This window comes from Spirulina subsalsa PCC 9445, assembly GCF_000314005.1.
In the GTDB taxonomy this organism is placed as follows: Bacteria; Cyanobacteriota; Cyanobacteriia; order Cyanobacteriales; family Spirulinaceae; genus Spirulina_A; species Spirulina_A subsalsa.
Map to the genome: position 1 here is coordinate 4,232,524 of NZ_JH980292.1, position 26,283 is coordinate 4,258,806.

General features: G+C 50.8%; 18 protein-coding genes. 7 read left to right on the forward strand and 11 right to left on the reverse strand.

Going from position 1 to position 26,283, the window contains the following annotated elements; genetic code table 11:
* Window positions 1-52: 52 nt before the first annotated feature.
* The 4 genes from SPI9445_RS0119380 to SPI9445_RS0119395 form a co-directional block, all read right to left on the reverse strand.
* The gene (locus SPI9445_RS0119380) at window positions 53-1,810 is read right to left on the reverse strand and encodes a metallophosphoesterase family protein (RefSeq protein WP_017306441.1); all 1,758 of its coding nucleotides are present in this window, start codon (window positions 1,808-1,810) and stop codon (window positions 53-55) included.
* 81 nt (window positions 1,811-1,891) lie between these two features.
* Window positions 1,892-2,569 carry a Uma2 family endonuclease gene (locus SPI9445_RS0119385; RefSeq protein WP_017306442.1) on the reverse strand — a complete coding sequence of 226 codons (678 nt, stop codon included), beginning with the start codon at window positions 2,567-2,569 and terminating at the stop codon, window positions 1,892-1,894.
* A gap of 73 nt (window positions 2,570-2,642) precedes the next feature.
* Window positions 2,643-3,383, reverse strand: a complete 741-nt coding sequence (locus SPI9445_RS0119390) for a Uma2 family endonuclease (RefSeq protein WP_017306443.1) — start codon at window positions 3,381-3,383, stop codon at window positions 2,643-2,645.
* 73 nt (window positions 3,384-3,456) lie between these two features.
* Window positions 3,457-4,113, reverse strand: a complete 657-nt coding sequence (locus tag SPI9445_RS0119395; RefSeq protein WP_017306444.1) for a Uma2 family endonuclease — start codon at window positions 4,111-4,113, stop codon at window positions 3,457-3,459.
* Between the two features lie 158 nt (window positions 4,114-4,271).
* Here SPI9445_RS0119395 and purH point away from each other — a divergent pair, with 158 nt between their 5' ends.
* Window positions 4,272-5,798, forward strand: a complete 1,527-nt coding sequence (gene purH, locus SPI9445_RS0119400) for a bifunctional phosphoribosylaminoimidazolecarboxamide formyltransferase/IMP cyclohydrolase (protein ID WP_017306445.1) — start codon at window positions 4,272-4,274, stop codon at window positions 5,796-5,798.
* A 102-nt stretch (window positions 5,799-5,900) separates the two neighbouring features.
* Here purH and xseB read toward each other — a convergent pair whose 3' ends face one another.
* The 4 genes from xseB to SPI9445_RS0119420 all read right to left on the reverse strand — a co-directional run bounded on the left by xseB (window position 5,901) and on the right by SPI9445_RS0119420 (window position 14,290).
* Window positions 5,901-6,113 (reverse strand): exodeoxyribonuclease VII small subunit, encoded by a 213-nt coding sequence (gene xseB / locus SPI9445_RS0119405; RefSeq protein ID WP_017306446.1) that lies wholly within the window; start codon window positions 6,111-6,113, stop codon window positions 5,901-5,903.
* A gap of 42 nt (window positions 6,114-6,155) precedes the next feature.
* Window positions 6,156-7,031, reverse strand: coding sequence for an MBL fold metallo-hydrolase (locus tag SPI9445_RS0119410; protein ID WP_017306447.1), 876 nt, complete (start codon window positions 7,029-7,031; stop codon window positions 6,156-6,158).
* 520 nt (window positions 7,032-7,551) lie between these two features.
* The gene (locus SPI9445_RS0119415) at window positions 7,552-8,064 is read right to left on the reverse strand and encodes an inorganic diphosphatase (protein WP_017306448.1); all 513 of its coding nucleotides are present in this window, start codon (window positions 8,062-8,064) and stop codon (window positions 7,552-7,554) included.
* Between the two features lie 178 nt (window positions 8,065-8,242).
* On the reverse strand, window positions 8,243-14,290 hold the full coding sequence (locus SPI9445_RS0119420) for a translocation/assembly module TamB domain-containing protein (protein WP_017306449.1): 6,048 nt from the start codon (window positions 14,288-14,290) through the stop codon (window positions 8,243-8,245).
* Between the two features lie 76 nt (window positions 14,291-14,366).
* Between SPI9445_RS0119420 and SPI9445_RS0119425 the strand changes: the two genes are divergently transcribed.
* A complete protein-coding gene (locus SPI9445_RS0119425; RefSeq protein WP_017306450.1) occupies window positions 14,367-15,074 on the forward strand; it encodes a 4'-phosphopantetheinyl transferase family protein in 708 nt (235 codons plus the stop codon).
* A 21-nt stretch (window positions 15,075-15,095) separates the two neighbouring features.
* On the opposite strand, the gene SPI9445_RS0119430 is transcribed toward SPI9445_RS0119425, so the two are convergent.
* The gene (locus tag SPI9445_RS0119430) at window positions 15,096-15,899 is read right to left on the reverse strand and encodes a Uma2 family endonuclease (RefSeq protein WP_017306451.1); all 804 of its coding nucleotides are present in this window, start codon (window positions 15,897-15,899) and stop codon (window positions 15,096-15,098) included.
* 241 nt (window positions 15,900-16,140) lie between these two features.
* Window positions 16,141-17,433 carry an aminotransferase class I/II-fold pyridoxal phosphate-dependent enzyme gene (locus SPI9445_RS0119435; RefSeq protein WP_017306452.1) on the reverse strand — a complete coding sequence of 431 codons (1,293 nt, stop codon included), beginning with the start codon at window positions 17,431-17,433 and terminating at the stop codon, window positions 16,141-16,143.
* Between the two features lie 327 nt (window positions 17,434-17,760).
* Here SPI9445_RS0119435 and SPI9445_RS0119440 point away from each other — a divergent pair, with 327 nt between their 5' ends.
* Window positions 17,761-18,243, forward strand: a complete 483-nt coding sequence (locus SPI9445_RS0119440) for a sterol desaturase family protein (protein WP_017306453.1) — start codon at window positions 17,761-17,763, stop codon at window positions 18,241-18,243.
* Window positions 18,244-18,246: 3 nt separating this feature from the next.
* Window positions 18,247-20,598: an ATP-dependent helicase gene (locus tag SPI9445_RS0119445; RefSeq protein WP_017306454.1), complete on the forward strand. Its 2,352-nt coding sequence runs from the start codon at window positions 18,247-18,249 to the stop codon at window positions 20,596-20,598.
* Between the two features lie 47 nt (window positions 20,599-20,645).
* Here SPI9445_RS0119445 and SPI9445_RS0119450 read toward each other — a convergent pair whose 3' ends face one another.
* Window positions 20,646-21,530, reverse strand: coding sequence for a prephenate/arogenate dehydrogenase (locus SPI9445_RS0119450; RefSeq protein WP_026079945.1), 885 nt, complete (start codon window positions 21,528-21,530; stop codon window positions 20,646-20,648).
* A gap of 71 nt (window positions 21,531-21,601) precedes the next feature.
* Here SPI9445_RS0119450 and SPI9445_RS0119455 point away from each other — a divergent pair, with 71 nt between their 5' ends.
* The 3 genes from SPI9445_RS0119455 to hypD all read left to right on the forward strand — a co-directional run bounded on the left by SPI9445_RS0119455 (window position 21,602) and on the right by hypD (window position 26,140).
* Window positions 21,602-23,140 (forward strand): pentapeptide repeat-containing protein, encoded by a 1,539-nt coding sequence (locus SPI9445_RS0119455; RefSeq protein ID WP_017306456.1) that lies wholly within the window; start codon window positions 21,602-21,604, stop codon window positions 23,138-23,140.
* Between the two features lie 81 nt (window positions 23,141-23,221).
* On the forward strand, window positions 23,222-24,739 hold the full coding sequence (locus tag SPI9445_RS0119460) for a helicase C-terminal domain-containing protein (protein ID WP_017306457.1): 1,518 nt from the start codon (window positions 23,222-23,224) through the stop codon (window positions 24,737-24,739).
* A gap of 285 nt (window positions 24,740-25,024) precedes the next feature.
* Window positions 25,025-26,140, forward strand: a complete 1,116-nt coding sequence (gene hypD, locus SPI9445_RS0119465; RefSeq protein ID WP_017306458.1) for a hydrogenase formation protein HypD — start codon at window positions 25,025-25,027, stop codon at window positions 26,138-26,140.
* Window positions 26,141-26,283: the final 143 nt, after the last annotated feature.

Here is a 26,283-nt window from a genome sequence, read left to right on the forward strand (position 1 = left end):
ATTTTCCCTAGTTTTGCGCCCATTTCCGTATGCCCTGGTTATATTTCACGTTTCAGCGCACATCAAATTCATCAAATTTGACAACTTGGGTCATGGGTTGTCTGGTATCAAAACGATAACTACTGATGGTTCCTTTTTGGGTGTCTAAAATGCTAAATACGGTAATGTCATTACTGGCAATATAGGGTAAGGGTTGCCCTTGCTCATCGAATAGAGGGTCAATTGTCGGAACAATTGGCTCTAAACCGTTGGGATTTCCGGTGGCTACATAGGTTGCTTGATATCCTTCAGGAATGGGTCTTTTTTCGTCGCTGAAATAAGCCCCGTAACTATTGCCAATGTTGGAGGATTCAAGAAAGTTTACTCCGGCTTTGTTGCGGAAACGATTCCATAAATGGGAGTGACCATAATAGACTAAATGCACGCCTTTTTCTGTTAATAATGGCTCTAAGTGTTGTATAATATGATCATCTTCTAGTGGGTATTCATAGCGTACTTTCTGCACTTGCCCGGTGGGGTCAGTGAGAATCGTTTGTCGCGGATTGGTATAGGCGGGGACGATATTTCCGCCGAGTGTGTGGGGGGGATGATGGAACATGACAATTTTATATTTAGCCCGTTTGAATTCTGGGCTGTCTAGTTCATTTATTAACCATTCATATTGAGAACTACCGGGTTGGATGGATTCAAAAATATGCTGTCCATAACCCCATTTTTCTGGGTTTTGGAGGTTATAGGTTGGTTCACGGTAGCGGCTTAATGCGGTATCGTCTAGGCTGGGAACCCGCCAGATGTTGGTGATATAAAGCACAATTAAGCGCACATCCCCAAAGGTAATGGCGTAGTATTTCTTACCCCCCGGACTATGTTCCGGTAGGCTAAATATTTCTTCGTAGGTATCAGTATTAAAGGAATTGGCTTTAATCCAAGCAGCTTTAAAAGTGGGATCTTCGGCGATGTTTAAGTTGGCGAATTGTTGGGCATAATGGGCTTCTGCTTGTTCGCGGGGATAAGCATGATTGAACTGTTCTCCGAGGGGTTCGGTCATGGAAAAACGTCCCATGACTTCATGATTACCTAGGGCGGGAAATAGGGGGGCATTTTGAATAATTTGCCCGCCTTGATAGAGGGTGGTTTGTTCGTTTTTTTCGAGGGTATATTGAGCGCGTCCTTGTAAGCAGGGGAAAAAGGCTCCTCCTCGTTGATCATCAAACCATTCTGAGGCCCGGTCGGGTATATTGGTTAAGTCTCCGGCCAAGAATACGCCGTCAATAAAGCCTATGGTTTCGACCACTTTTTGCAGATTGGCGGCCGTCATGGGCATGAGTTGATGATCGGAGGTGAGGAGGATTTTTAGGGGGGTGCCGGGGGGTGGGGTGGGGGTGAGGGTGAAGACGGCGCTATAAAGGGGATCTTCTGGGGTTTTAAGACTGGTGACTTGGTAGGGGAGACGTTGACCGGGGGTGAGGGGGGTGATAAGGGCTTCGTGTCGCCAAATGGGGCGAAAGGTGGGTTGAGTGGGGGGGGTGGGAATTCTGGAACGGGTATCTTCTCGCAGACGACTGAGTTTTTGGCTGGTTGCGATCGCCTTTAACTCCAAATCACGCCCATAATTGACCCAGTGCCGCACCCCCGGAAACTCAGTAAACCATACCACCCGCACAGAATCGGAGGTGGGATATTGTAAAAAGGGATCCGTTAAGAGTTCGGCAGAAGAAGCTAGGGTCATATCCAATCGGGGGGGAGAGGGAACAAGTAAAGCTAAACCCAACGCTAACAGAAAGGGGAGCAGACAAACGAGAATCGCCATGAATATCCGACGATTCCTGTTAGAGGGGCGAAACTTGGGGTTTAACATAAAAGGAGGGTGGGCTTTCCCTCAGCCTAAGACTTAGAGGGTTTCTGGGTCAATGCCGAGTTCTCGCAGTTTAGCGAGGGCGCGATCGCGTTCCTGTTGGGCTAAATCCCGTTGTTGTTGCAACAAATTCCGTTCCCCAAACCAATCCCCCGGTTCTTTAAACGGTTCTCCGTTAGGATGATAAATCACTAACCCCTCCCCCGACAGTTCAAAGCGAATGTTCAACAGAGGGGAAGTCCAAGGCAAATGAAGGGGCGTAATTAAGCGAAAACTTTCCCCAATCCTCTCCCGTTCAAACCCCCAAAAATCATGGGATTGGGGATTATAAAAATACATCTCTAACACCCCATACTCTTCATAAAACCGTTGTTTAGCGGCCATTTCTACGGTGGTATTACTGGGGGAAAGCACTTCAAACACCACCTGCGGAGCAATATCTTCCTCTTCCCACTGTTTATAACTCCCTCTGTCCCCATCAGGACGACCTAAAACCACCATAGCATCGGGCGCTTGACAGGGTACAGGGGGGCGCTGAACTAGCACAGGATACCAGAGTAAATCCCCCGCGACAAAGGCGATTTCATCTTTGAGCAGTTCCTTGAGATTGGAGACTAAGCGGACAATCCAGCGATACTGAAGGGTGTTCTCAGCCATCGGTTTACCATCGGAATCGGGGTAAAGGAGGTTAGAAGGGATGGGGGTTTGAACCATCGTTCTGTAGTAAATCAGGACTCATTTTATTGTAACGGGGGATTGAGGGACTGCTCTACACCTTAAACCTAGATTAGAGGTTTTCTGGGTCAATTCCGAGTTCCCGGAGTTTAGCGAGGGCGCGATCGCGTTCCTGTTGCGCCAAATCCCGTTCCTGTTGGGCTAAATTCCGTTGTTCTTGCAATAAATCCCGTTCCTGTTGGGCTAAATCCCGTTGTTGTTGCAACAAATTCCGTTCCCCAAACCAATCCCCCGGTTCCTTAAACGGTTCTCCGTTAGGATGATAAATCACTAACCCCTCCCCCGACAGTTCAAAACGAATGTTCAACAGAGGGGAAGTCCAAGGCAAATGAAGGGGCGTAATTAAGCGAAAACTTTCCTCAATCCTCTCCCGTTCAAACCCCCAAAAATCATGGGATTGGGGATTATAAAAATACATCTCTAACACCCCATACTCTTCATAAAACCGTTGTTTAGCAGCCATTTCCGTGGTGGTATTACTGGGGGAAAGCACTTCAAACACCACCTGCGGAGCAATATCTTCCTCTTCCCACTGTTTATAACTCCCTCTGTCCCCATCAGGACGACCTAAAACCACCATAGCATCGAGCGCTTGACAGGGTACAGGGGGGCGCTGAACTAGCACAGGATACCAGAGTAAATCCCCCGCGACAAAGGCAATTTCATCTTTGAGCAGTTCCTTGAGATTGGAGACTAAGCGGACAATCCAGCGATACTGAAGGGTGTTCTCAGCCATCGGTTTACCATCGGAATCGGGGTAAAGGAGGTTAGAAGGGATGGGGGTTTGAACCATCGTTCTGTAGTAAATCAGGACTCATTTTATTGTAACGGGGGATTGAGGGACTGCTCTACACCTTAAACCTAGATTAGAGGGTTTCTGGGTCAATTCCCAGTTCTTCGAGTTTAGCAAAGGCTAAATCTCGTTGTTGTTGCGCCAAATTCCGTTCCCCAAACCAATCCCCCGGCTCCTTAAACGGTTCTCCGTTAGGATGATAAATCACTAACCCCTCCCCCGAAAGTTCAAAACGAATGTTCAACAGAGGGGAAGTCCAAGGCAAATGAAGGGGCGTAATTAAACGAAAACTCTCCTCAATCCTCTCCCGTTCAAACCCCCAAAAATCATGGGATTGGGGATTATAAAAATACATCTCTAACACCCCATACTCTTCATAAAACCGTTGTTTAGCAGCCATTTCCGTGGTGGTATTACTGGGGGAAAGCACTTCAAACACCACCTGCGGAGCAATATCTTCCTCTTCCCACTGTTTATAACTCCCTCTGTCCCCATCAGGACGACCTAAAACCACCATAGCATCGGGCGCTTGACAGGGTACAGGGGGGCGCTGAACTAGCACAGGATACCAGAGTAAATCCCCCGCGACAAAGGCAATTTCATCTTTGAGCAGTTCCTTGAGATTGGAGACTAAGCGGACAATCCAGCGATACTGAAGGGTGTTCTCAGCCATCGGTTTACCATCGGAATCGGGGTAAAGGAGGTTAGAAGGGATGGGGGTTTGAACCATCGTTCTGTAGTAAATCAGGACTCATTTTATTGTAACGGGGGAGAATCAATCCCGGAGAGCATTAACCCACCCACAGAAGTTAAAACTTCCCTTGCAAATTCCCAAAGTGGGACATTTTAGCCCCATAATAACCACTTGCCGTATTGTGGAGAATCATCATGGGGAAACTAGCCCTACTCAGCGTCAGTGACAAAACCGGAATCGTCGAGTTAGCCCGTCAATTGGTGGACAACTTCGACTTTGAACTCATCAGTAGTGGTGGCACGGCAAAAGTCCTGCAAGAAGCGGGGATTCCGGTAAAAAAAGTCAGTGATTATACGGGTTCACCCGAAATTCTCGGCGGACGAGTGAAAACCCTACACCCCCGCATTCATGGGGGAATCTTAGCCCGTCGGGATTTAGAAGCCGATTTAGCCGACTTAGCCAACAATAATATCCGTCCTCTGGATTTAGTCGTCGTCAATCTCTACCCCTTTGAACAAACCATTGCGAAACCCGATGTCACCGTAGCCGATGCCATCGAAAATATTGATATTGGCGGCCCCACCCTCCTCCGCGCTGCCGCCAAAAATTACGCCCATTTAACGGTACTCTGTAATCCTGCCCGCTATGAAGACTACTTAACTGAATTGCGCAACGGTGGCGGTACTGTATCCCCTGAATTCCGCCAAGGGAGGGCAATGGAAGGGTTTATGATGACGGCGGCCTATGATCGGGCTATTTCGGCTTATTTTGCCCAAATTACCGAGAATCCCGCCCCCTTTACCCTGTCAGGAACTCCGATTCAAACCCTACGCTACGGCGAAAACCCCCATCAGCCCGCCAGTTGGTATAAAACCAGTGAGGACGGTTGGACGGGGGCGATTAAGTTACAGGGTAAGGAATTGAGTTATAACAATTTGGTGGATTTGGAGGCCGCTAGGCGGATTATTCGGGAGTTTACGGGGGAACCGGCGGCCGCGGTGTTGAAACATACCAATCCTTGCGGGGTGGCTATGGGGGCAACCTTAGCGGAAGCTTACGACAAGGCTTTTAATGCTGATTCTACTTCGGCGTTTGGGGGCATTGTGGCGTTAAACCAAGCCATTGATGGGGCAACAGCCCAGGCCATGACGAAAACCTTTTTAGAATGTATTGTTGCCCCAGATTGTACGCCGGAAGCGAAGGCAATTCTCGCCAAGAAGTCTAAGTTGCGGGTGTTGGTGTTGCCGGATTTGATGACGGGGACGGCGACAACGGTTAAGGTGATTGCGGGGGGCTTTTTGGTTCAGGATACTGATGATCGGGTGGATTTACCCGATGAGTGGCAACTGGTGACGGAGAAGAAACCCAGCGAGGCGGAATTAGCGGAAATGCTGTTTGCTTGGAAGGTGGCGAAGCACGTTAAATCCAATGCCATTGTTATTACTCGCGATCGCGTCACGTTGGGAGTAGGTGCCGGACAAATGAACCGGGTAGGGGCGGCGAAAATCGCTCTAGAACAAGCCGGAGAAGCTGCTCAAGGTGCCTGTTTAGCCAGTGATGGCTTTTTCCCCTTTGATGACTCAGTACGGTCTGCGGCGGCCGCTGGCATTAAAACCATTATTCAGCCCGGCGGTTCAATTCGAGATCAAGATTCCATCGCAGCAGCTAATGAGCTAGGTTTAGTCATGGTATTGACGGGAATTCGTCATTTTCTCCACTAAATTAACTAGGGCTTGCTGAATAACTGGGGTAGGGAACAGGGAATAGCGAATAATTCTTGATTCCTCGACACCCGACTCCCGGACTTATTCAGCCGGCCCAAACTAATCTAATGGTAAGTCCTCATCTTCTAGTGTCTCAATGAGTAACGTCATCCGTTCCTGACCTTGGCTTAAAAAATTTTCACATTTTTTGAGCTGCTGCACGGCCTCCTCAAACTGCTCAAAAATCCCTTCGAGAGGCAGATAACCGGATTCAATTTGTTGAATGATTGTCTCTATTTCCTGAACTGTTGTTTCGTAGTTCCACTCGGACATGATTTGTCTTGAGAATAATTGACTTTAGAAGGAATATGATCATCACAAGGCTATGATCATTCCTTCTTTGGCAAAAGTTGCATTGGGGAAACTTTGCTGCATTTTACTTTCCATTAAATCTAAATAATCATCATTATGCTCAGGGTGATGTAGAGACATAATCACTTGTTTCACGCCCAACTCTTGAGCAACTTTAATCCCTTTTTCCCAAAATCCCTCCACAGGATTGTTCATGTCTTCAGGTTTCGGTGGCGAGTGAAACTGAGGAATATTTTCAGGAGCGGCTAATAATAATAAATCAGCCTGACGGATTAAATCTAACCAGTTAGAGTGATGTTCTTCAGTAAAATAATCAGGAGTCATGGCGTAAACTACGCATTTGCCTTGACTAATAACTCGATAACCGATAGAGCGATGTTCGCGATTCAAAATGTAGGTTTCGATGACAATACCTTCTCCCACTACACATTTATCCTGCCAATGAATGTCATGGAATTCTAATTTTGACTGCATCACTTGGATAGGAACAGGGAAGTTGGGACCAAGCATTTGTCCACTGAGGCGTTGTTTAAAAGTAGAGCCGTTAGACGCTTCAGCCCCATAGATGTGGAAGTGATTAATGGGGATAAAGGCGGGGACAAAGAAGGGAAAACCTTGTATCCTATCCCAATGACAATGGGTAAAAAACATATGGGCTTCGACAGGCATTTGACTGAGAAGACTGTTGCCTAGGGCGCGCAAACCTGTTCCTCCGTCAAAGATCAGACGTGCCTCCCCAATTCGCATTTCTACGCAGGAAGTATTCCCACCATAGCGCACTGTGTCTTTGCCTGGAGTCGCAATCTGATTTCTAACGCCCCAAAACTGAACATCAAAGCTCACAGCAAGGCTCTCCTCCTGGACATGGCTGTTTGGCATTTTCTCATTGGTTGCTGCTGGCTGGGAATTGGGTGACATTGTTCACTCTAAATAGGCGGAATAGCCTTGGGTTAGCAGCTATCTCAAAGTATATCTTTTCGTTCGCTTCCCCTGTAATTCTCCCGAAACTTTTTCTATCTTAGGACAGAAGGAGGCTCAACGGTGAGCTATTCACGGACGAGTCAAGTTTTTGTCCGGCTTTTTTTGCCCTAATGGACTTTTGCCCTGATGGGCTTTTGCCCTGATGGGCTTTTACCCTGATGCCCTAAGAGTCCAAAAACCGAGAACTGAAAAAGTTCGGGGTGAAAAATATAAGCCGAGTTGGGGCGGGTCTTCCTCAAGTGTTACCGTGAGTGAAGGATTTGCCTTGCTCTTTATTTTAAATCTACTAGCACCCTTGAGTAAGTCGGGAATTTCTAGCTGGGATTTTTCCAATACTAGCGCGACTCGGATTGTTAGCTTGTGAGTTAGGTCACAAGAGTGAGTCCTAGCCCATAAGCTAACTGTACCTTAAGATTGTTTATTTGCTACCGGCTTGGATGCACTTTTCAATCAAGGGGCCGACTTCGTTGAGTCCTTTCCAGCCTAAAATCTCGGTGACTTTGTTTTCTAAGTTTTTATAAGTCCGGAAAAACTCAGCAATTTCATCCAGACGGTGGGGGGAAATTTGTTCAAGGGAGGTGATTTGGCTATAGCGGGGGTCTTTGTCAGGGACGCAGAGGATTTTTTCGTCGCGATCGCCGCCATCAATCATTTCTAACATTCCAATGGGACGAGCGGCAATGACACAGCCCGGAAAAGTGGGTTGATCCATGATGACCATACCATCAAGGGGATCGCCATCATCGGCGAGGGTATTGGGAACAAAGCCGTAGTCATAGGGGTACTGAACAGAAGAGTAAAGCACCCGATCTAAGGCGAAGGCGTTCAGGTCTTTGTCAAATTCGTATTTATTCTTACTCCCGGCAGGAATTTCAATTAAAACATTAATTAAACCGGGTTTGGGTTGAGCGGGAATCCGAGCTAAATCCATGAAGTCACTCCAAGGCAGTAGGACATAATTAACAACGATTGGGCTGGCTCATTCAAGGGTTGACCTTGATCAACCTTGCCCCAAAAATCATATCAGTTCAGCTAGGGAATAGGTAATAGGCAAGGCTGACAAGTTAAGCCCTTTGTCCTAGCCCCCACACCGTAAACCCCATAACTCCTTAAAACCGCGACTCAAACTCCAACGAAGCCCGACCTTCCCCCGTTAGCCCCGTAGACCCCCGCAGCACAAAATTCTCATTAATCCGATAGCGCACATTAAAACGAGTCGGCTGTTCCGGTGGCGTGATATACTGCAACACCGACACCGAGAAATTGCGGCCGATATCTTTCCCCAACTCCACCGCCACACCTAACGTTCCCGTCCGGCCCCGCTCCTCATCAATCACTTCCGCCGGGAAAATCCGAAACTCACTTAAACCAAACGCACTCTGTACCTCACTAAACACATCCCCCAACAGGGCATTACTCGCTAAATTCGCCAATCCCCCCACCAACGCCGTACTATCTCCCCCAGCCACCGCATTAATAAACCCACCCCCCAACAGCGCCACAATCTCCGTCTGGGAACGGTTAGGACTACTCGTGAGGGTCAGAATATCCCGCGAGGGCGCAGATCCCGTGCTGGAGGAAGTGTCCAAACTGCGGGCTAATTCTTGGGCAGACCCTTGCACTTGAGCCGCGACGCGAATCGTGCGCACCGTCCCCACATCAATAGGATTATCCACTACTTCCGAAGCATAGGGATCCGCCACATAACCCCGACGGTCTGCCTCTAAAATCGCCCCCACCAAGCGAATATCTAATTGAGGGTCTAAACCACTTTGGGGCGTAAAGCGGGCCGTGTTTTCATAGTTGCGATCTAACCGGAGTTGACTCGTAAACAAGTTAATCGTGCCTTGTTGCAATTCAATCACCCCCTCTGGGGAAGGATTCAACAGATTGCCATTGGCCACTAAACTCCCTTGAGCAAAGAATTCTAACAAGGGTTGTTGTTGAATCACAAAATTATCCCCTAACGTTAAGCGCAAATTATTCAACTGGACTTGATTAATCGCCCCTTGACCATTGCCATTGCCCACACCGCCCCCAGTCGTCGCCGCCCCAAGGAGGTCAAGGCGACCATTGGCAACAGCAACATCCCCGGAAATTTGCGGTTCTAACACACTGCCCCCAATCACCAGATCCCCTTGCACTTCCCCAGTCAGCAACCCTTTCACATTAACCCCCAGTTTGCCGAGGGAGACAGTAAGAGATTCTTCCGAATCTGTGAGGGGAGTCGTTGTGGGCAGGATACCCCGGACGAAGATTTCCCCGCCCCCAAAATTACCGGAGAGGGATTCTACCGCGATATTGTCAAAATTAAACTGGATAATGCCGTTGAGGTCAGTGATAGAGTCTTGGAGGAATTCAGAGCTAATCACCCCATTTTCTAAAATGGCCAACCCTTGGGCATTGAGGCGGCTTAATTGTCCCGTTTCAGGGTCAATGGCTCCAGCAATTTTGAGGTCAACTTCCCCCTCCCCATCCTGCCAGACCAGTTGTTGACGGGTGACGATATTCAACAGTGCCAGGCCATCATCTTGGACTTTAGCCGTGATTTCAAGACTATTATCTTGGGGGGGGAGGGTTTCCGGGAGAGGCAGTTGATAGGGGATAACTCCCGCTAAAGTGAGGGGGGTTCCATCGGTACTTAGAACACTGCGACCAGAGAATTGTAGGCGGGCGTTGCTGTAGTTAAAGCTGCCCGTGGCCTTAGAAATAGGGGTATCGTTGACACTGGCATTGAGTAGGTCAAGGCGACCCCTCGCTTGGGGATTGGCGCGAGTGCCGCCTAGGGTGGCGCTGGCGTTCAGGGTGCCATCAAAGCCAATGTCGGGGGGGAGGGGGAGGAATTCTTGCAGTTCAGCAATGGGGAGGTCGGTGATTTGTAGTTGACCAGAGATGGTTTCCCCCCCAAAGGCTCCACTAAAGGCAATTTCTCCCCCACCCAAGGCAATTTCTAGGGGCAAGACTCGCACCACCCCATTATTTAATTCTCCTTGGGCTACTACAGAGTCGAGATTATAGAAACCCCAGTACCAGCTTTCGCCGCTCAGGTCAAAATTCGCCTGAATCCCTTCTAACCCCCCTTGGAGGGCACCAGAGGCGGTAAGGGTGCCGTTAAATTGCCCTTGAACTTCAGCAAGGGGGGGTAAGGGAACGGGGGGCTGATTGGCGGCTGCCTGTTGGTTTTGCAGGGCGATAATTTCCGAGAGACGGCGCAGTTGGTTGTAAACGGTGGTGTTCGGGTCGCCCACCCCCACCGTGTTCAGGTCAACAGCGCGGCCAAATTGGTCGGGGGGGGTTTGGAAGGTTTGGGCGAGGTTGGTCAGGTCTACGAGGTCAAAGAGGTTAAGGGTGGTGACGACATCCTGTAAATCCCCATTTTCCACCCCTAGGGCGGCTTGGAATTGGGGGTTAGGGCTTAAGGGGGTAACTTGGGCGTTGAGGTTGTAGGTGGTGGTTCCGTTGCGGAATTGTCCCTCTTCTAGGGCGAGGATGCCATTACGCCATTGGAGGGTTCCGGTGAACTGTTGCCCAGAGAGAGGGCCGAGGGTGGGTTGAGTAATGGCAAGATGACTCACTAGATCCCCCGTTGCCCAGTTGAGATTGACCTCCCCTGCTAAATCCCCACTTAAAGGCTGGGTGGCAACGGTGGGGGGCAGGAGATGGAGGGGGATGAGGGACTTGGCGAGGGCAAGGGGAAATTGTTCCACTTGGGCGGTGAGGAGATTCCCTGTAGTTTCACCTGTGGCGGCAATGGCATTAAGGCGGAGATCAAAGGTCGTGGGGAGGTAGCCAGGGCCTAACTCGGCATAGACTCTATCTTGTCGGGTTCCCTGTAAGTCCACCACGCCTCCCTGTCCGGCGATAATACGCAGGGATCCGGCTAGGGTGGGGTCAAAGGCCAAATCATTCACGGCGAGGTTGTTTAAAGCCAAGCTGCCCTGAATTTGGGGTTGGTTGAGGGTGCCGGACAGTTGTCCGTTAAAACTGGCGGTTCCAGCGAGGGCGAGGAGTTCTGGGTCTAAGGCGGCGATTTCTTGGGGAATCCGGTTGAGGGGCAGATGATTCAACGCCAGGGCGAGATTAAACTGTTGGACTACATTGGGGCTAAAGTCCCCTCGTTGTAGGGCCTGCCCATCCAGATTAACTGTCCCTTGGGCGGTCAACTGTTGGCCGGCCTGGACTTGTTGCAGATTTAACTGTTGCCCATCCCAAGCGAATTGGGCGTTGAGGGGGTCGGTGATCAGGGAAACCCCTTGACTCAGGCGGATCTGCCCGGTGGCTTGGGTGTTGCCCACTTGGAAATCGGCCACCCTAGCCCCAACGGTCAATTCTCCCCCTAAACTCCCCCGCAGTTGGGGCGTAATCCTCCCCAGTTGTACCCCTTGGGGCAGGAGTTGGGCGGTCAGGTTGCCCCCACTCAGTTGGATCTGGTTGGCCTGTACCTGTCCCCCAGCTACGCCTAAACGGGCTGAACCGGATGCACGAATTGCGCCCAATGTCAAGTCCCTTAAATTTCCGGCTACATCTAGGGAGGCGCTGGCGGTTTCCAGCCATTCTGGGGAGAGTTGGGGAGTGAGGCGATGGGGTTGGACGGCCGCCAGATTAACTTGTCCTTGCCAGTTTCCTTGGTTGAGTTGGAAACGGGCGGCCACCTGTCCCCCTCCCACCTGTTGCACGGTGGCGCTCCCTTGGGCGTTCCAACTCTGGGCATCGGTTAGGGTGTTTAGGTTGGCGCGCAGTTGGGCGCTGCCTGATGCTACACCCAATTGGGAGGGGTTGAGCGCCCGGGGGAGATTTTGACTCACGGCTGCGAGGGTAACTCCGGTCGCTTGAACATCGGCGGTGAGGGTTTGCCCGGTGAGGGTGAGGCGCGAGGTGCTAACTCGTCCCCCTCCGACACCAACTCCCATGTTTCCGGTGGCTTGGAGGTTTTCTAAGGTGAGGAGTGGGGAATCAGGTTGAGTCCCTATCTCTAACTGGCTGGAGACTTCTAACTCCCCATCTAGGGTTCCCAAGGGGGGTAAGGCGAGGTTAGGGGGGAGGAGGTGGGGGGTGATGCGTCCCACTTGTACGCCTTGGGAACGGAGGGTAGTGCGGAGTTGATTGTTGCGGAAGGTGAGGCCTTGGGCTTGCAGGGTTCCCCCGGCTAGGTTTAGGCTGGCTTGTCCTTGGGCGGTGAGGGTGTCGGGGGTAAAGGATTCAAGGGAGCCAGTGAGTTGGAGGTTAGCGCTGGCGGTGCCGGTAATGACCTTGTTCCGGATTCCCTGTTCCCTGTTCCCCGTTCCCTGTTCCCTGTTGTGCAGATTAATATTACTCGCCCGTAAGTTAGTTTGCCAGCGCCCTTGGGAGACTTGAAGGGCTGTGAGTTGGGCAGTCCCTCCACTTAGGCTGAGGTTGGCGCTGCCCTGTACTTCCAGACGATTGAGGGCGAATTGTTGCAGGGGGCCGGCTACTTGTAACTGGGCGTTGGCGGCTCCGATTTGGCCTTGAGCGAAGTCAGGGAGGGGCAATAAGTCTCCTAAGCGGACTCCTTGGGCTTGTACAACGCCCTGCCAGCGTTGATCTTCTATCTGTAGGTCGCGGACGGTCACTTGTCCCCCTCCTAGGAGGGTGTTACTGGTCACCGTTGCCCGCAAATTTTGCCAGTTATCAAGGGGGATGAGGGCTTGGGCTTGAACTTCAAGGGATTCTAGGGGGAGGGGAAGGTTTAAATTGTAGAGACGGGCGAGGCGCTGGCCGGGTAAATCAACCCCGGACAACTGCACTAAGGCGGTGTTGGGTTCTCCCCAGTTCACAGTTCCCGTTCCGGTGATTTTACCCCCTAATGTGGGGACAATTTCTAAGCGTTCAAGCTGGCCTCGTTCTTCGCCTAAGTTTAGGGTGACATCGGCTTGGGCGAGAACTCGCACCCGGTCGATGGTGAGGCCGCAAAAGGTGGCGGAGGATAGTTTATTCCCTGTGGGGCAGGTTTGACGGACGCTGGCGGTAATGACTCCTTGATTAAATGGGCCGGTGAGTTGTCCTTCTAGTTCTAGGGTGCCAGTTAGGGTAAAGTCTGGGGGGGTGAGTTCAAAGGTTTGGAAGAAGTTGGGGACGGTGAGGGCGGGGATTTTGCCGTGGAGGTCAAAGCCGGATTGAGGGGAGATGGATCCCCCTAGGATGGCCTCAATTTCCCCTAGGGCGGCCTCAAAGTCTTCTAATTCGGCTCGATTTCCCTGTAAACGGATCTGGCCTTGAGCGACGGTGAGATGGGGCTTTAAATCGTCGAGGAGGAGGGTTAGGTTATCAAGGGTTAATAAACCATTGAGTTGAGGTAAACTGTCTAGATTAAAGGGATCTCCGGCAATCTCGACGGTGAAGTTACCCCCGACTTGTCCGGTTTCGACTTGTAGGGGTAATTGGGCGAGAAAGGATTGTTGGAGGGCGGAAAGTGCGATCGCCTGTAACCGCACATTTCCCTTCCCCCGCACTTGGGGACTGCGAAACTCCCTAAGATTCTCTAACTCCGCTTGCAGGGCAAAACTCCCCCCCGTTAACACATCCCCAGCCAACTCTCCCCGCGCTGTGTTGTACTCCTCCCCGAGGTGAATATCCCCCTCCCGCACTCTCACCGCAAAGGGCGGATTTAACTCACCTTGGGGAGAACGGGCGGCCACCGTTGCGGTAGCCTCTCGTAAGCGAATCCGTTCCACCCGAACTAGGGCCTTTGTGTCCTCCTCCCGTTGGGGAAACTCCGGCAAATTGAGCCATTTTCCCGTCTCATCCTGCTCTAAATAAACCTGCGCCCCTTCCAAACTCACATCTAAAACAATCTGACGCGCTGCCAACATCCCCACAGGATTAAAGCGCACCGTGACCCGTTCCACCGTCGCAAAATCTGCATCTCCTGCTGTGGCGGGGATTTGGGTTTCCCCAAAACGGAGATGAACGGGAGAAAAACCCTGAACATTGCCCAATTCTAGGGGGCGTTCCAGGGTTTCCGTCAACTGTGCCATCACAAAGGGCCGTAACAGTTGTTGTAGGAGAAGCCAAATCACCGGGAGACTCGCCCCCGCCCCCACCAACAGCACGACACCCAAGGCCATCCCTAAGCGGCGAAACCGTCTGGAGCCTGCCTGAGATTCTGGAGTTGGTTCAGAGTTGGGAAATTGCGTCATGATTTTAGCCTCGCCTCATACCAGCCATATTCTATGATTACACTAGGGCTTCTATTCGTTAATCTGCACCGTCTTGATGAGTCTTTCCTTACCCTTAAACGAAATTCACCTCTGGCAAGTTTCCTTACTTCATCCCCCCTTCCCCCTGCCTCAACTGATTTCCCTGCTTTCCCCCGACGAACAAGCTAGAGCGACTCGTTATGCTTTGGAGCGCGATCGCGTCTCTTTCCAAATCAGTCGCGGCTGTTTGCGTCTCCTCCTCGCCCACTACCTCGCCACCTCCCCCCACCGTCTCCAGTTTAGCTACACCCCCAACGGTAAACCTAGTTTGACTGATTTTTCCCTTTCCTTCAACCTTTCCCACTCCCACCAGTTAGCCCTGTACAGTATCACACCCCGCTATCCCATTGGTGTAGACCTAGAACATTTGCGCCCCATTGCCAACGTTGTCCAACTGGCGCAACGCTTCTTTACCCCCCGCGAGGCCGCCCAAATTGCCGCCCTAGAGGGAACCCTGGCCGAAACGGCCTTTTTCCAAGCTTGGACGCGCAAAGAGGCCTATTTAAAGGCAACGGGGGAGGGGATTAAAGGCTTAAAGCAGGTTGAAGTGTCTTGTTTACCGGATGCCCCTGTGGAAATCCTGCACCTTGCCCATTCTAGCGAAACCCCGGCCGATTGGTCCCTCTATCATCTGACTCCGGCCCCGGATTATATCGGGGCCTTAGCGGTGGGGAGTCGGGATGTGGTGTTGCGCTGCTGGGGGGATTGGGAGACGTTGAGATGATGCAGCACAAAAAAGGGCGGTTTAATCGGGGTCTATGCCTAGGCGTTTCAACTGTTCAGCGAGACGTTGCGATCGCACTTTTTCCGCCGTCAGTTCCTCCTCTACCCGCCGCGCCCGTTGTTCGGACTCTTCCGCCTGTCGCTGTGCTGCTTCTGCTTGCTGCTGTGCTGCTTCTGCTTGCTGCTGTGCTGCTTCTGCCTGTCGCTGTGCTGCTTCTGCTTGCTGCTGTGCTGCTTCTGCTTGTTGTTGTGCCGCCTCTGCTTGTTCGTGTAACTCTACAGAAGTCAAAAACTGACGACCATCCCGATAATATAACTCTAACCCCGTAGGTGGACATTCAAAGCGAATCTGGAGACGAGGACTCACCCAGCCATCCATTTCCTCAATCATCTCTAACCCCCCCTCCCCGCGCAACCATCCCGCTAAATCCAAACGGTCTGGGTCATAGATATAATATTCTTCCACCCCGTAACGGTCATAAAACATTAGTTTGCGATTCATTTCCGCTAAACGATTCCCCGGAGACAGAATTTCAAACACCACCTGGGGGGCAATATTATCCTCCTCCCACTGTCGATAAGACCCTCTATGACCTTTCGGCCGTCCGATGGCTACCATGGCATCGGGCGCTTGACGAGTTTTATTGTCCCCTTCCACCGGATACCAGAGTAAATCCCCCGCCACAAACACATCAGGACGATGGGCGAACAAAATTTCTAAGTTCTCTTTAATGACTACAATCCATTGGAATTGCTGGGTATTCTCGGCCATCGGTTGTCCATCACTGTCGGGATAGATTACGGTTTGGGAAAGTTGTTGAACCATAGTGATTTGCTCATCTGAGTTGGGCTAATCTCTGACGCTTTTTTATAGTATAGCAGTTCTATTTAAGGCCTACTAAATCAGTCTGTTAGTCAGGAATAGGGAGTCGGGAAAATGTGGTTATGTCCAATGACGAATAGCCCATATATAGAGTTTAATAAATTAGAAAACGCTATATATGGGACTTGACAAAATGTACACAAGCCCAACTTGTTCAGATTGGGCGATGAGATCCGACACAGGTTTAGGCGCTAATGGTAGCTGTGACCGGAGTAGAATAAAGAGCGGCGCGAGTTTGTACCATGGCACTCACCAGTTGATCCATTTCCTCCTGAGTGTGGAGGGCGTTGGCGGTGATGCGGAGGCGAGGTTTGGCGATGTACCAAATGGGAGATACCCAAATCCCATGTACTTCCATTAGGTGATCGGCGAAGGTTTTCGGGTCATATTCCGGGGGTAAAATCACCGGGATAACATTAGTTTCTCCAATCGCGTTGAACTCGTGTTCAATTAAACGAGAACGTAAATAACGGGTGTTGGCTTGGAGTTTTTGCACCAGTTCCGGATGGCTGCGCACTTGGCGAATACTTTCGAGGGCGGCCGCGGTGGTGGGGGCAGGGAGGGAAATGGTGCCGATGGAGGTAGGGGAAACGTCGAGGAGGTCTACTAATTCTTTGACGTGGGTACTAATAGCGGCCCCGGCTGAGGCGGCAAATTTAGAGAAGGTGGTCATGATGAGGGGATTAATCCCTTGGTCAATGACGGACTGGGTGGAGATGCCGAAGTGGTCATAAATCCCGCCCCCCTTCGCCCCCAGTGCGCCACTGGCGTGGGCTTCGTCCATGACTAAAACACTATCAGGATATTGGGAAAGAACCTCAATCATGTCCGGTAGGGGGGCAATGTCGCCGTCCATGGAGAATACAGCATCGGAGACAACTAAAATGCGATCGCCTGCTTTGGCATAACGGCGCAGTTTCCGGGCGAGGTCGTCCGCATCACAATGACGATAGGGTTTCACTCGCACCGGAGGACTATAACTAAAAACCTTACCGGAACGATTATCTGCATTAACCACCGCCGAAACAATACAGCCATGATTTAAAACATCGGTCATAATTAAGGTTTCCCGGGTATGCTGAAACCCCGGAACCGGAATCGCTAAGTGGCAAAAGGCATCCATTAAGGCCTGCATCGCCATCCAAGCGTTGAGGAATAGCTGAGTATGGGGAAGATGTTTAAAGGCTGAAATCTCCTGTTCTAGCTGACGGTGGAGGTCAATGCGACCACTCAGAACGGAGCAGGAACTATTCGATGTGCCATACTGAAGAACGGCATCAATGGCAGCCTGTTTGACTTGGGGATTCTGCACTAAACCTAGTACATCATTAGTGCAAAAAGTTAAAACTGTTTGCCGCTCACCTGTTTTAGGATCTTCGATTTCGACAAAATTATTCTGCTTTTGATGACAGATGTATTTGTCAGGATAAAGACCGTGTTCATACATTCCCTGGGTGTATTTTTGGACGACTTGCACCGTTCACTCCTTCACATTATTTAGTGGTTTAGTATATCGAAGTCAGTTAGCCCTGTGTACAAGTTGAGATAAGGGGGATCAGACTCCGGGGGGAGTCGGTTTACTCTACACTCTCGGCTAATGACGTGGCTGGGGGGTTAGAGTTTCAGGTCGATTCCATTTAAAAAACAATTGATGGCTATTTGAGCTAGCATCATACCAAACTTCTTTAATTTTTATGAAGCTTTCCCCTTTTACCGTCTGCTTGAGTCTTTAGCCAAGGCGGGGAGAACAATGGCACAATAACCAATAAATTCGGTTTCGTTGCATGAGGAGTGCAGAAGCATCATGATTGGTGTGATTTGTTTTGTGGGTTCTTTTGTATTAGCCAGTTTGGTAGAATATTGGATTCATCGCCTGATGCACGTTAATGCGCGCATTGGGGAGCGTCATCGGGATCATCATCGTCGGAATGAAGGTCAGGGGGTGTTGTGGGAGTTTCGGGACTATCTCAAGGGCAGTTTGCTGCCCATGTTGGCCTTGTTTTGGGTATCTTGGGAGGCGGGCATAGGTTGGTTTTTGGGCGGGCTAGTTTATGCGGCATTTTCGGCCTATGCTCACCAGTTGCAACATGAAAACCCGACGAAGTGTTTCTGGATGAAGATGCCTGTTCATTATGTCCACCACAAGTATGGGATGTGGCATCATAATTTTGGTCTGGGGGTGGATTGGTGGGATCGGGTATTTGGGACTTATAAGGCGGTGGATTGGTTGACGGAAGAGGAAGAAAAATTGAGTAGTCGCAGTTATTTAGAATTACGTTGGTGGTAAATCATGGATACGCTAGTCTCTAGCCCGCAACAGGAAACCCTAACCCAATTACGCCAAGGTCTGCGCCCCGGACAACGGAGTTTAGCCGATTGGTCAGGCGGGCGTTTAGCGGTTTCTGCCGTGCCGGGGGCTGGCAAGTCTCACAGTATGGCGGTGGGGGCAGCAATGGCCATTGCTCGTCATCAACTCAATGGCCGCAAACAATTGATTTTAGTCACCTTTACCCGCACCGCCGCCGGGAGTATTAAACACAAAGTCAAGCAAAATCTCCAAGCCCTCAAACTGCCCCAACTGGGCTTTCAAGTCCATACGTTACATGGGTTAGCCTTTAGTATTGCCTCCCGTCATCCTGAATCCTCGGGCATTGATTTAGAAACCTTCACCCTGATCTCCCCCAATCAAAACCACCATCTGCTGAAAGAGGCTGTAGAACAGTGGATTCGGGAAAATCCCGCTCTTTATCAAACCCTATTAGAAGGTGGCGGATTTGACGGGGAAGAGGCCGAACGTTTGCGCCGTCAGTCGGTATTACGCACGGAAGTTTTACCCAAGTTAGCTATAACTGTGATTCAAGAGGCAAAAAGTTCAGGCTTGATGCCGGAGGACTTGCGGGAGGTGAGCGACTGGGTGGAAGATCCCTATCAAACCTTAACGATCGCGGCCGGACTATATGAAAAAGTCCAGCAACTCATGGAGCGTCGGAATTTTATTGATTATGATGATATGATTTTGGCCGCCAAGCGGGTCTTAGATAGCCCGAAACTACGACCAATCTGGCAAGACCAAGTTTTTGCCGTTTTTGAGGACGAAGCCCAAGACTCCACCCCCTTACAAACTCAACTCTTAGAAATTCTGGCGACTCCAGCAGAAGGTAGCCCAGATCCCCATCTAGTACGGGTGGGAGATCCCAATCAAGCGATTAACTCCACCTTCACCCCGGCCGATCCCATTTATTTCAATTATTTTTGTGATCAGTGCGATCGCGTAGCCTCTCAAAACGGGACTCGTCTGGCCAGCATGGATCAAGCCGGACGGAGTTGTACTCCCATCCTAGACGCGGCCAACTTCGTCCTCCATTGGGTTAATAATACTTGGAACCCCAATGATCCCCAAAATCGCCCCTTTCGTCCCCAAAAAATCCGTCCCGTTGATCCCCAGGATCCCCAGCCTAACCCACCCCCCACCGCTCAAGGGGTTGAAATTCACTATCCCGATGACATTTATAAAACCGTCGAGCAAATTGGTCAGCGTATCGAACAATTGCTGCAAGAAAACCCCAACCACAGCGCCGCCATTTTAGTGCGGGAAAATCGTCAAGGTCACTTCATTCGGGAACAACTGGAGGAATGGGAAAAACGCACCAACATTGAGATCCACGAGGTCGGAGCAGGGGAACGACAGTCTGAGATCCCCGGCGAAATGCTGAAACTCTTGCAATTTGTGGATCGCCCCCACTCCCCCGATAACTTGAAAGGGGCCCTTGAAGTTTTAGATAAACGGGAGATCATCCCCACCCAAGACCTGAACGCTCTCGCCACAGCACCGGAACAATTTCTCTATCCGACCCCCTTAGATCCACCCCAAAAAAAGCCCGTCCAAACCGCCCGTAAAGCCTGCTGCCAACTGCTCAACGCCCGCTTAGAATTGCCCCCCTATCAATTGATTTCCTTTTTCGGCATGACCTTGAGGTATCAAAGCGGAGAACTGGCCACCGTGCAGAAACTGGCGGATCGGGTATGGCGACAAATTGAAGGTGTTGGTGAAGCCTTCCAAAAGAATCGCTCCATCAAAGCCATCATTAACGTTTTACAAGATATGGTAAGCTCCGAGGACTTTGAAAGCATTAACGAAGACCCGGAGGAGCAGAAAGAAACTAAACCGGGTCAAGTCACTATCATCACCATGCACAAAGCCAAAGGTCTAGACTGGGATTATGTCTTTCTGCCCTTCCTCCATCATGACATTCTCCCAGGTAGCCCTTGGACTCCGCGCTCTGCTCAGTTTTTAGGGGACTTCACCCTCCCCGAAATTGCCCGAGCTCAGGTGCGTGTCGCTGTCCATAATCGTTACTTAGCCCAAACCACTGACTCTCACGACCGGGCTCCCCTCCCTAATCCTCAAGAGGCTTGGCAACAAGCCGACCAACTCAAACGGGCGGAAGAATACCGTTTATTCTACGTTGCCATGACCCGCGCTAAACGTCTCCTCTGGATGTCCGCCGCCCAAAAATGCCCTTTTCGTTGGAGTGTGTTTTCTAGACAGGGGGGAGATAACTTACAGCAGAAAGACCCTACCCCCGTGTTAAAAGCCCTAGAGGCGTTCCTGGGTCAGCCCAAATCAGCGCGCCATGAATAATCAATTAGGGCTTGCTGAGTCTAGCGTTCGGTTTTTGCCGCCAGCCCCTATGGGGATTCTCTGGGCCCTACACCCGGCTCGACAAAAGCGGGGCGAGCGGATTCAGTGCGCTGGAGTAAATGCACTAGCTGCTCCCAGTTTTGTTGCTCAACTTGCGCGATGACCTGATCTAAAACTTGACGGTAGGTATAGAGCGATCGCAATAATTCCCCCCCATTGTAACGAGCAATCATTTCCCCTAACTCTGGATTGCCTCCCCCCACGCGGCTAGTATCCCGAAACCCCGAACTGGCCAAACTTTGGGCTAACTGTAACACGGTTGGTTCTTCTTCCTGTAAACAAGCCTCAATTAAGCTGGCACTCACCCACAACGGCAGATGGGAAATCCAGGCCACAGCCCGGTCATGGTGTTGGGGATCACAACAGTACAAACGAGAACCTAATGCTTGTACAATCTCTTTAACCTGTTCTACGGCGGTCGTGGGGGTCGAGGGGAGGGGCGTTAAAACATAGGGAGCATCTTGAAATAACCCCCATTGAGCGGCCTCAATGCCTTGTTCGGCCGTGCCTGCCATAGGATGCCCCCCGACGAAATTTTCCCAGAGGGGTGCGATCGCCTCTACAATTGGATTTTTGACCGAACCCACATCCGTTACGACTGTAGTAGGTCTTAAATCGGGCAATAATTGTCCAATAATCGTTTCTATCCAATTCAGGGGCGTACAAACAAAAATAATATCCGCCTCGGATAGCGTCCCCAACTCAATCTCAGCCTGATCTGCCACTCCCAAGGCGATCGCCCTTTCACAAGTTTGAGGCCGTCGGGATACACCCAAAACCCGGTAGCCCAAACGACGCAACTCCAAACCCAAAGACCCACCAATCAACCCTAAACCCACAATTCCTACTGTTTTTTGGATACTTTCGCTCATTACCTTGACCTTAACCCTAAACACTAACCCCAACTGCCCCATTGATGACCTTGAGGAGCAAAAAAGCCTAGATGAATGTTAAAGAACTGCGCCATCTCTATGCAACTGGCATCCGAGAATTTGGTCCGATTGACCTCAGTGAAGCTAACCTGAGAGACATGAACCTGAGTGGAGTTAACCTCAGTGGAGCAAAACTCAACGTCGTCAACTTTAGTGGAGCCAACCTCAGTGAAGTCAATCTCAACGGAGCCAAGCTGAACGTTGCCCGACTCAGTGCCGCCAATCTCACCCGTGCTAAACTCAACCGTGCCTCCCTCAACGTCGCCAACTTGATCCGCGCTAATCTTAGCTATGCCGAACTGACCGAATCCTTACTCATCCGGGCAGAATTAGTCCGCGCTCAACTCAGTCACGCCAACCTCAGCGGCTCCAACCTTGACAGCACAGACCTCCGGGAGGCCACCCTCCGTTCCGCCAACCTCAGTTACTGTAATCTCAGTGAAGCCAATCTCCGAGATGTTATCTTAACCGATGCTATCCTAGAACAAGTGATCCTCAGTGGAGCCGACCTCTCCCGAGCCGACTTAAGCGGGGCTAACCTACGAGAAGCGGACTTATCCCAAGCCAATCTGACCCGCGCTAACCTCAGCGGGGCTGACTTACGCGGTGCAAACTTACGCTGGACTGATTTAAGTGGCGCTACCCTGCGCTGGGCGGATTTAAGTGATGCCAAATTCAGTGGCGCCAACCTAATGGCCGCCGATCTCAGTGGAGCCAACTTAGTTAATGCCAGTTTAGTTCATGCCGATCTCTCAAAAACTCGTTTAATTCGCGCCGAGTGGGGCGGAGCAGATTTAACCGGAGCCATTTTAACCGGAGCCAAACTTTATGGAGTCTCGCGCTCTGGTTTGAAAACCCGAGGCATTAGTTGCGACTGGGTAGATTTAAGTCCCGAAGGAGATCAAAGCCAAATCTACCGACTCACCCCCGAAAAAACCCAAACCTTTTTTAACGAAACGCCCCCCACCATTCAAATCACCATTGATGCGCCCTTTAACCTCTCCGCCAATCTCGCCCTAGCTACCCTTTACCACCATATTGATCAGGTTTACCCCACGTTGAGTCATCCCCCCAGCATTAAAATCAGTTCTCGCCGCACCTATTTAACCTTTCAAGTGGATCGCAATGAGCAACTGTTTATGATGGCCTACGGAGCTACCTTACCCTTTCAAGATCACACCATCATTGAACGGCATCTCATGGGACTATTCCAAACCATCCGTCAAGATGATAGTCTTCAGGTCAATGGGGAAAACGCCCAACATCTGCGTCAAGTCGGATCTAGCTTAATCTCCACCATTAACCGATTAAAACCCCTAAAACTTACCCGTCATCAAGGTTTACCGGAAGAAGCGATTAATTTTCTCAACGCTCCCACCTATACTGTAATCACCAACTCTCGGAACACCACCCTAGACATTTACCACAATCCAAACTTTGGTCGCGGGAATGTCCAACGCAGTCCAGAGCAAGAGTCTAGCCCACCCGTGCAGAGGTTAAACCTGCCCCCAACTAATATTGTTATGCAGTTTCTGAGTGTTCTGTTTTAGCAAGGGCTTGTTGAATCAGTTTGCTACGGGTGGGGAACAGGGAACAGGGAATAGTAATCAACTTTCTGGATCCCCATCTTTATGATTGAAGCAGACGTTCATTCTTCCCTTCTAGCCTTCTTACGAGAACAAGGACAACCTCATTGGCACCATCACCTGACGATGGGGCGATTAGTTGCCCGAGCTTTGCGCTTGGGTCGTTCTGCTTTAATTCAAACCGCCGCCAAAAGTGACACCTACGCTTTAAGTTACTTAATTCCCGCCTTAATGTGGTCTGAAGGCATGGTTTTAGTCACCCCTTCGACCCAGCAGGTTAAATTCCGAGAACAAACCATTCCCCAACTGTTGAGTTGGTTGGGGGTAAAGAAACAGGTCATCGTCAAGGATCACCTCCCCACAGACCCCGCCTTTTCTGGTTTATGCCTCATCTCCCCTCAACATTGGCTCAATCAAGACCCCTCGGCTCGGGCTTTCCCGACTCTCATCGACCCCGTAGATGAGTGGGAAACTTGGACAAGGGAACACCTCACCCTCCACCTCCACCCTAAGCACTGGCAAGACCTCAGCGCTGCTTATGAGCCTCATCGCCCCCTGATTGACCAAATCTATCAACAGCTAGGTCAAACCCTGTTTAAACACCCGTTTAACCCCTATCAGTGTTATTGTTTAGACCCCAGTGAACAAGAACTGCTTACCCCTTTGTGGGAGACGCTCCCCCTCTCCCATTTGCCCCCCCTCTGGCAGCAGTTTAAAGATCAGTCCCAACAAGCAGGACACCTGATCTGGACGACCTTAAACCGTGGTCAACAGACCTTTAGCCTTCATCTTGCCCCGATTGATTTGGCGACCTACTTAAACCCCCTGTGGCAAAAACAACCTGTGGTTTTAATGGGGGCTTTCCTCGACTCCCACCCCCAAGCCCCCATTTACCGTCAACGCTTGGGACTGGGGGATCTTACCTGCCTTAAATTTTCCACCAACCGTCAAACGGAACATATCCATCTGTACCTTCCTGACCGTTTGCCCATGCCTAACACCCCCGAATTCCAAAAGGTTTTAATGCTGCAACTGCACCGTCTCTGTCGGGGGGGGATGGTGGATCAGTCTTTCCAATATGGTCTAAAAGACCTCCGTTGCGTCCAACGCCCTGTGGTGATCCTGCTGGATGATGTTCCCCTCAAAGCGCAAGTCGGAGCGACTCTAGCGGCCGAATACGGCTCTCTGGTGCAGGTGGAAACGACCCAGCTACAGCCGGATGGGATTTTAGTGGCGGGGTGGTCTTTTTGGCATCAATACCATGATTTATTGCCCACTCCTCAGTTATTAGTGATTGCAACTCTACCCTTTCCTTCGGTGGAACATCCCTTAGTGGCGGGACAGGTGAATTATTATAAACAACAACGCCAAGACTGGTTTCGGGAGTATCTGTTACCGATGGCTTTACGGGAGTTACAATGGGCGGTTCTCCCGGTGCGTGAGTCTCAGGGGGTGGTGGCCTTGTTGGATAATCGGGTGAATTATCGCAGTTATGGGGGGCAAGTTTTAGCGGCTTTAGAACCTTTTGCTCGGATTGGCCTGAAGGGGTTCGGGGAGTTATAAGTCCCGCGCTGGGGGTCAGCGTTGGGTGTCGGGAGAGGGAGAATTGATAATTAATCATTAAGTAGCTCAGGCAAGATTTGCAACACCAGAAAATCTGAGCCAATCAGGCTAGAAGCCTGACCATCACTGAAATCTAGCTTTTGTTACAATCCCTTACATCGTTTACGGAATTCACCCTGATCTACTTAGGGGGATTCCTAATAAAAACCAAACTCTGTGGAGGTTCTGTGAGTTATACGGTACAACCAAGACTAGGAGTAAGTTGGAGCGGAAAGTTTAGGAAACATGAAGTATGTAAAGGAATATCGGGACGCAGAATCTGCCCAAACCTATGCTAGGGCGATCGCCAAAATCACCACCCAACCCTGGACAATCATGGAAATCTGTGGGGGACAGACCCATGCCATTGTGAAATATGGCATTGATACCCTGCTGCCGGATGCCATTACCTTAATTCACGGTCCCGGTTGTCCCGTCTGCGTTACACCGATTCATCTTATTGATCAGGCGATCGCGCTGGCCTCCCACCCCGACATTATCCTCTGTTCCTTCGGCGATATGTTGCGCGTCCCCGGCAGTCACCAAGATTTACTCATGGTCAAAGCCGCCGGAGGAGATGTCCGCATCGTTTATTCCCCCCTCGACTGCCTCAAAATTGCCCAAGACAACCCCCAGAAACAAGTTGTCTTTTTCGCCGTTGGCTTTGAAACCACCGCCCCCGCCACCGCCATGGTCGTTTATCAAGCCCAACAACAAAATATCTCCAACTTCTCCCTCCTCGTCTCCCATGTCCTCGTCCCCCCGGCAATGGAAGCCATTCTCTCCTCCCCTCAATGTCAAGTGCAAGGCTTCCTCGCTGCCGGCCACGTTTGCACCGTCATGGGCTATCAAATCTATCAACCCATCGCCCAAAAATACCACGTTCCCATTATTATCACCGGATTTGAACCCGTAGACATCTTGCAGGGGATTTATCTCTGCATTCAACAACTTGAAGCTGGACAAGCCTTTTGTGAAAATCAATATAAACGGTCTGTGCGGCCTGAAGGCAATCTCCCCGCCCAAGACCTGATTAAAACTATCTTTGAAGTTGTCCCCCGTCGTTGGCGCGGCATTGGGGAAATCCCCCACAGTGGCTTCGGTTTGCGCCCAGAGTACCGCGACTTTGACGCGGAACAGCGTTTTTCCGCCCAATTCGCTCAAAGTCCTCCCTCTCGCACCGATGAAACCCTTTGTATTAGTGGGGAAATCATGCAAGGTCACAAAAAACCCTTTGAGTGTTCTGCTTTTGGGACAACTTGCACCCCAGAACACCCCCTCGGTGCGCCGATGGTGTCCTCTGAGGGAGCTTGTGCTGCTTATTACCGTTATGGTCAACGGAACGTCTCGCGACCCGTTTAGTGACATCCTCCCGACGCTGACCCTACGGGTACAGCGCGGGACTTATAGCTCCCCGAACCCCTCAAAAGTTAAGTTCAAGGCGCGGAATCGGCATATTGCCCCTGATCTTGAGAATGACTCAAGCCAAGTGCTACAATGAAAGG

Excerpts from the sequence above, each read along its gene's own strand:
- purH (WP_017306445.1), top strand. The coding sequence starts at position 4,272 with ATGGGGAAACTAGCCCTACTCAGCGTCAGTGACAAAACCGGAATCGTC.
- SPI9445_RS0119380 (WP_017306441.1), bottom strand. The coding sequence starts at position 1,810 with ATGGCGATTCTCGTTTGTCTGCTCCCCTTTCTGTTAGCGTTGGGTTTA.
- SPI9445_RS0119425 (WP_017306450.1), top strand. The coding sequence starts at position 14,367 with ATGAGTCTTTCCTTACCCTTAAACGAAATTCACCTCTGGCAAGTTTCC.
- SPI9445_RS0119410 (WP_017306447.1), bottom strand. The coding sequence starts at position 7,031 with ATGCCAAACAGCCATGTCCAGGAGGAGAGCCTTGCTGTGAGCTTTGAT.
- SPI9445_RS0119440 (WP_017306453.1), top strand. The coding sequence starts at position 17,761 with ATGATTGGTGTGATTTGTTTTGTGGGTTCTTTTGTATTAGCCAGTTTG.
- hypD (WP_017306458.1), top strand. The coding sequence starts at position 25,025 with ATGAAGTATGTAAAGGAATATCGGGACGCAGAATCTGCCCAAACCTAT.
- SPI9445_RS0119450 (WP_026079945.1), bottom strand. The coding sequence starts at position 21,530 with ATGAGCGAAAGTATCCAAAAAACAGTAGGAATTGTGGGTTTAGGGTTG.
- SPI9445_RS0119390 (WP_017306443.1), bottom strand. The coding sequence starts at position 3,383 with ATGGTTCAAACCCCCATCCCTTCTAACCTCCTTTACCCCGATTCCGAT.
- SPI9445_RS0119420 (WP_017306449.1), bottom strand. The coding sequence starts at position 14,290 with ATGACGCAATTTCCCAACTCTGAACCAACTCCAGAATCTCAGGCAGGC.
- SPI9445_RS0119455 (WP_017306456.1), top strand. The coding sequence starts at position 21,602 with ATGAATGTTAAAGAACTGCGCCATCTCTATGCAACTGGCATCCGAGAA.
- SPI9445_RS0119415 (WP_017306448.1), bottom strand. The coding sequence starts at position 8,064 with ATGGATTTAGCTCGGATTCCCGCTCAACCCAAACCCGGTTTAATTAAT.
- SPI9445_RS0119385 (WP_017306442.1), bottom strand. The coding sequence starts at position 2,569 with ATGGTTCAAACCCCCATCCCTTCTAACCTCCTTTACCCCGATTCCGAT.
- SPI9445_RS0119460 (WP_017306457.1), top strand. The coding sequence starts at position 23,222 with ATGATTGAAGCAGACGTTCATTCTTCCCTTCTAGCCTTCTTACGAGAA.
- SPI9445_RS0119430 (WP_017306451.1), bottom strand. The coding sequence starts at position 15,899 with ATGGTTCAACAACTTTCCCAAACCGTAATCTATCCCGACAGTGATGGA.
- SPI9445_RS0119445 (WP_017306454.1), top strand. The coding sequence starts at position 18,247 with ATGGATACGCTAGTCTCTAGCCCGCAACAGGAAACCCTAACCCAATTA.
- SPI9445_RS0119395 (WP_017306444.1), bottom strand. The coding sequence starts at position 4,113 with ATGGTTCAAACCCCCATCCCTTCTAACCTCCTTTACCCCGATTCCGAT.
- xseB (WP_017306446.1), bottom strand. The coding sequence starts at position 6,113 with ATGTCCGAGTGGAACTACGAAACAACAGTTCAGGAAATAGAGACAATC.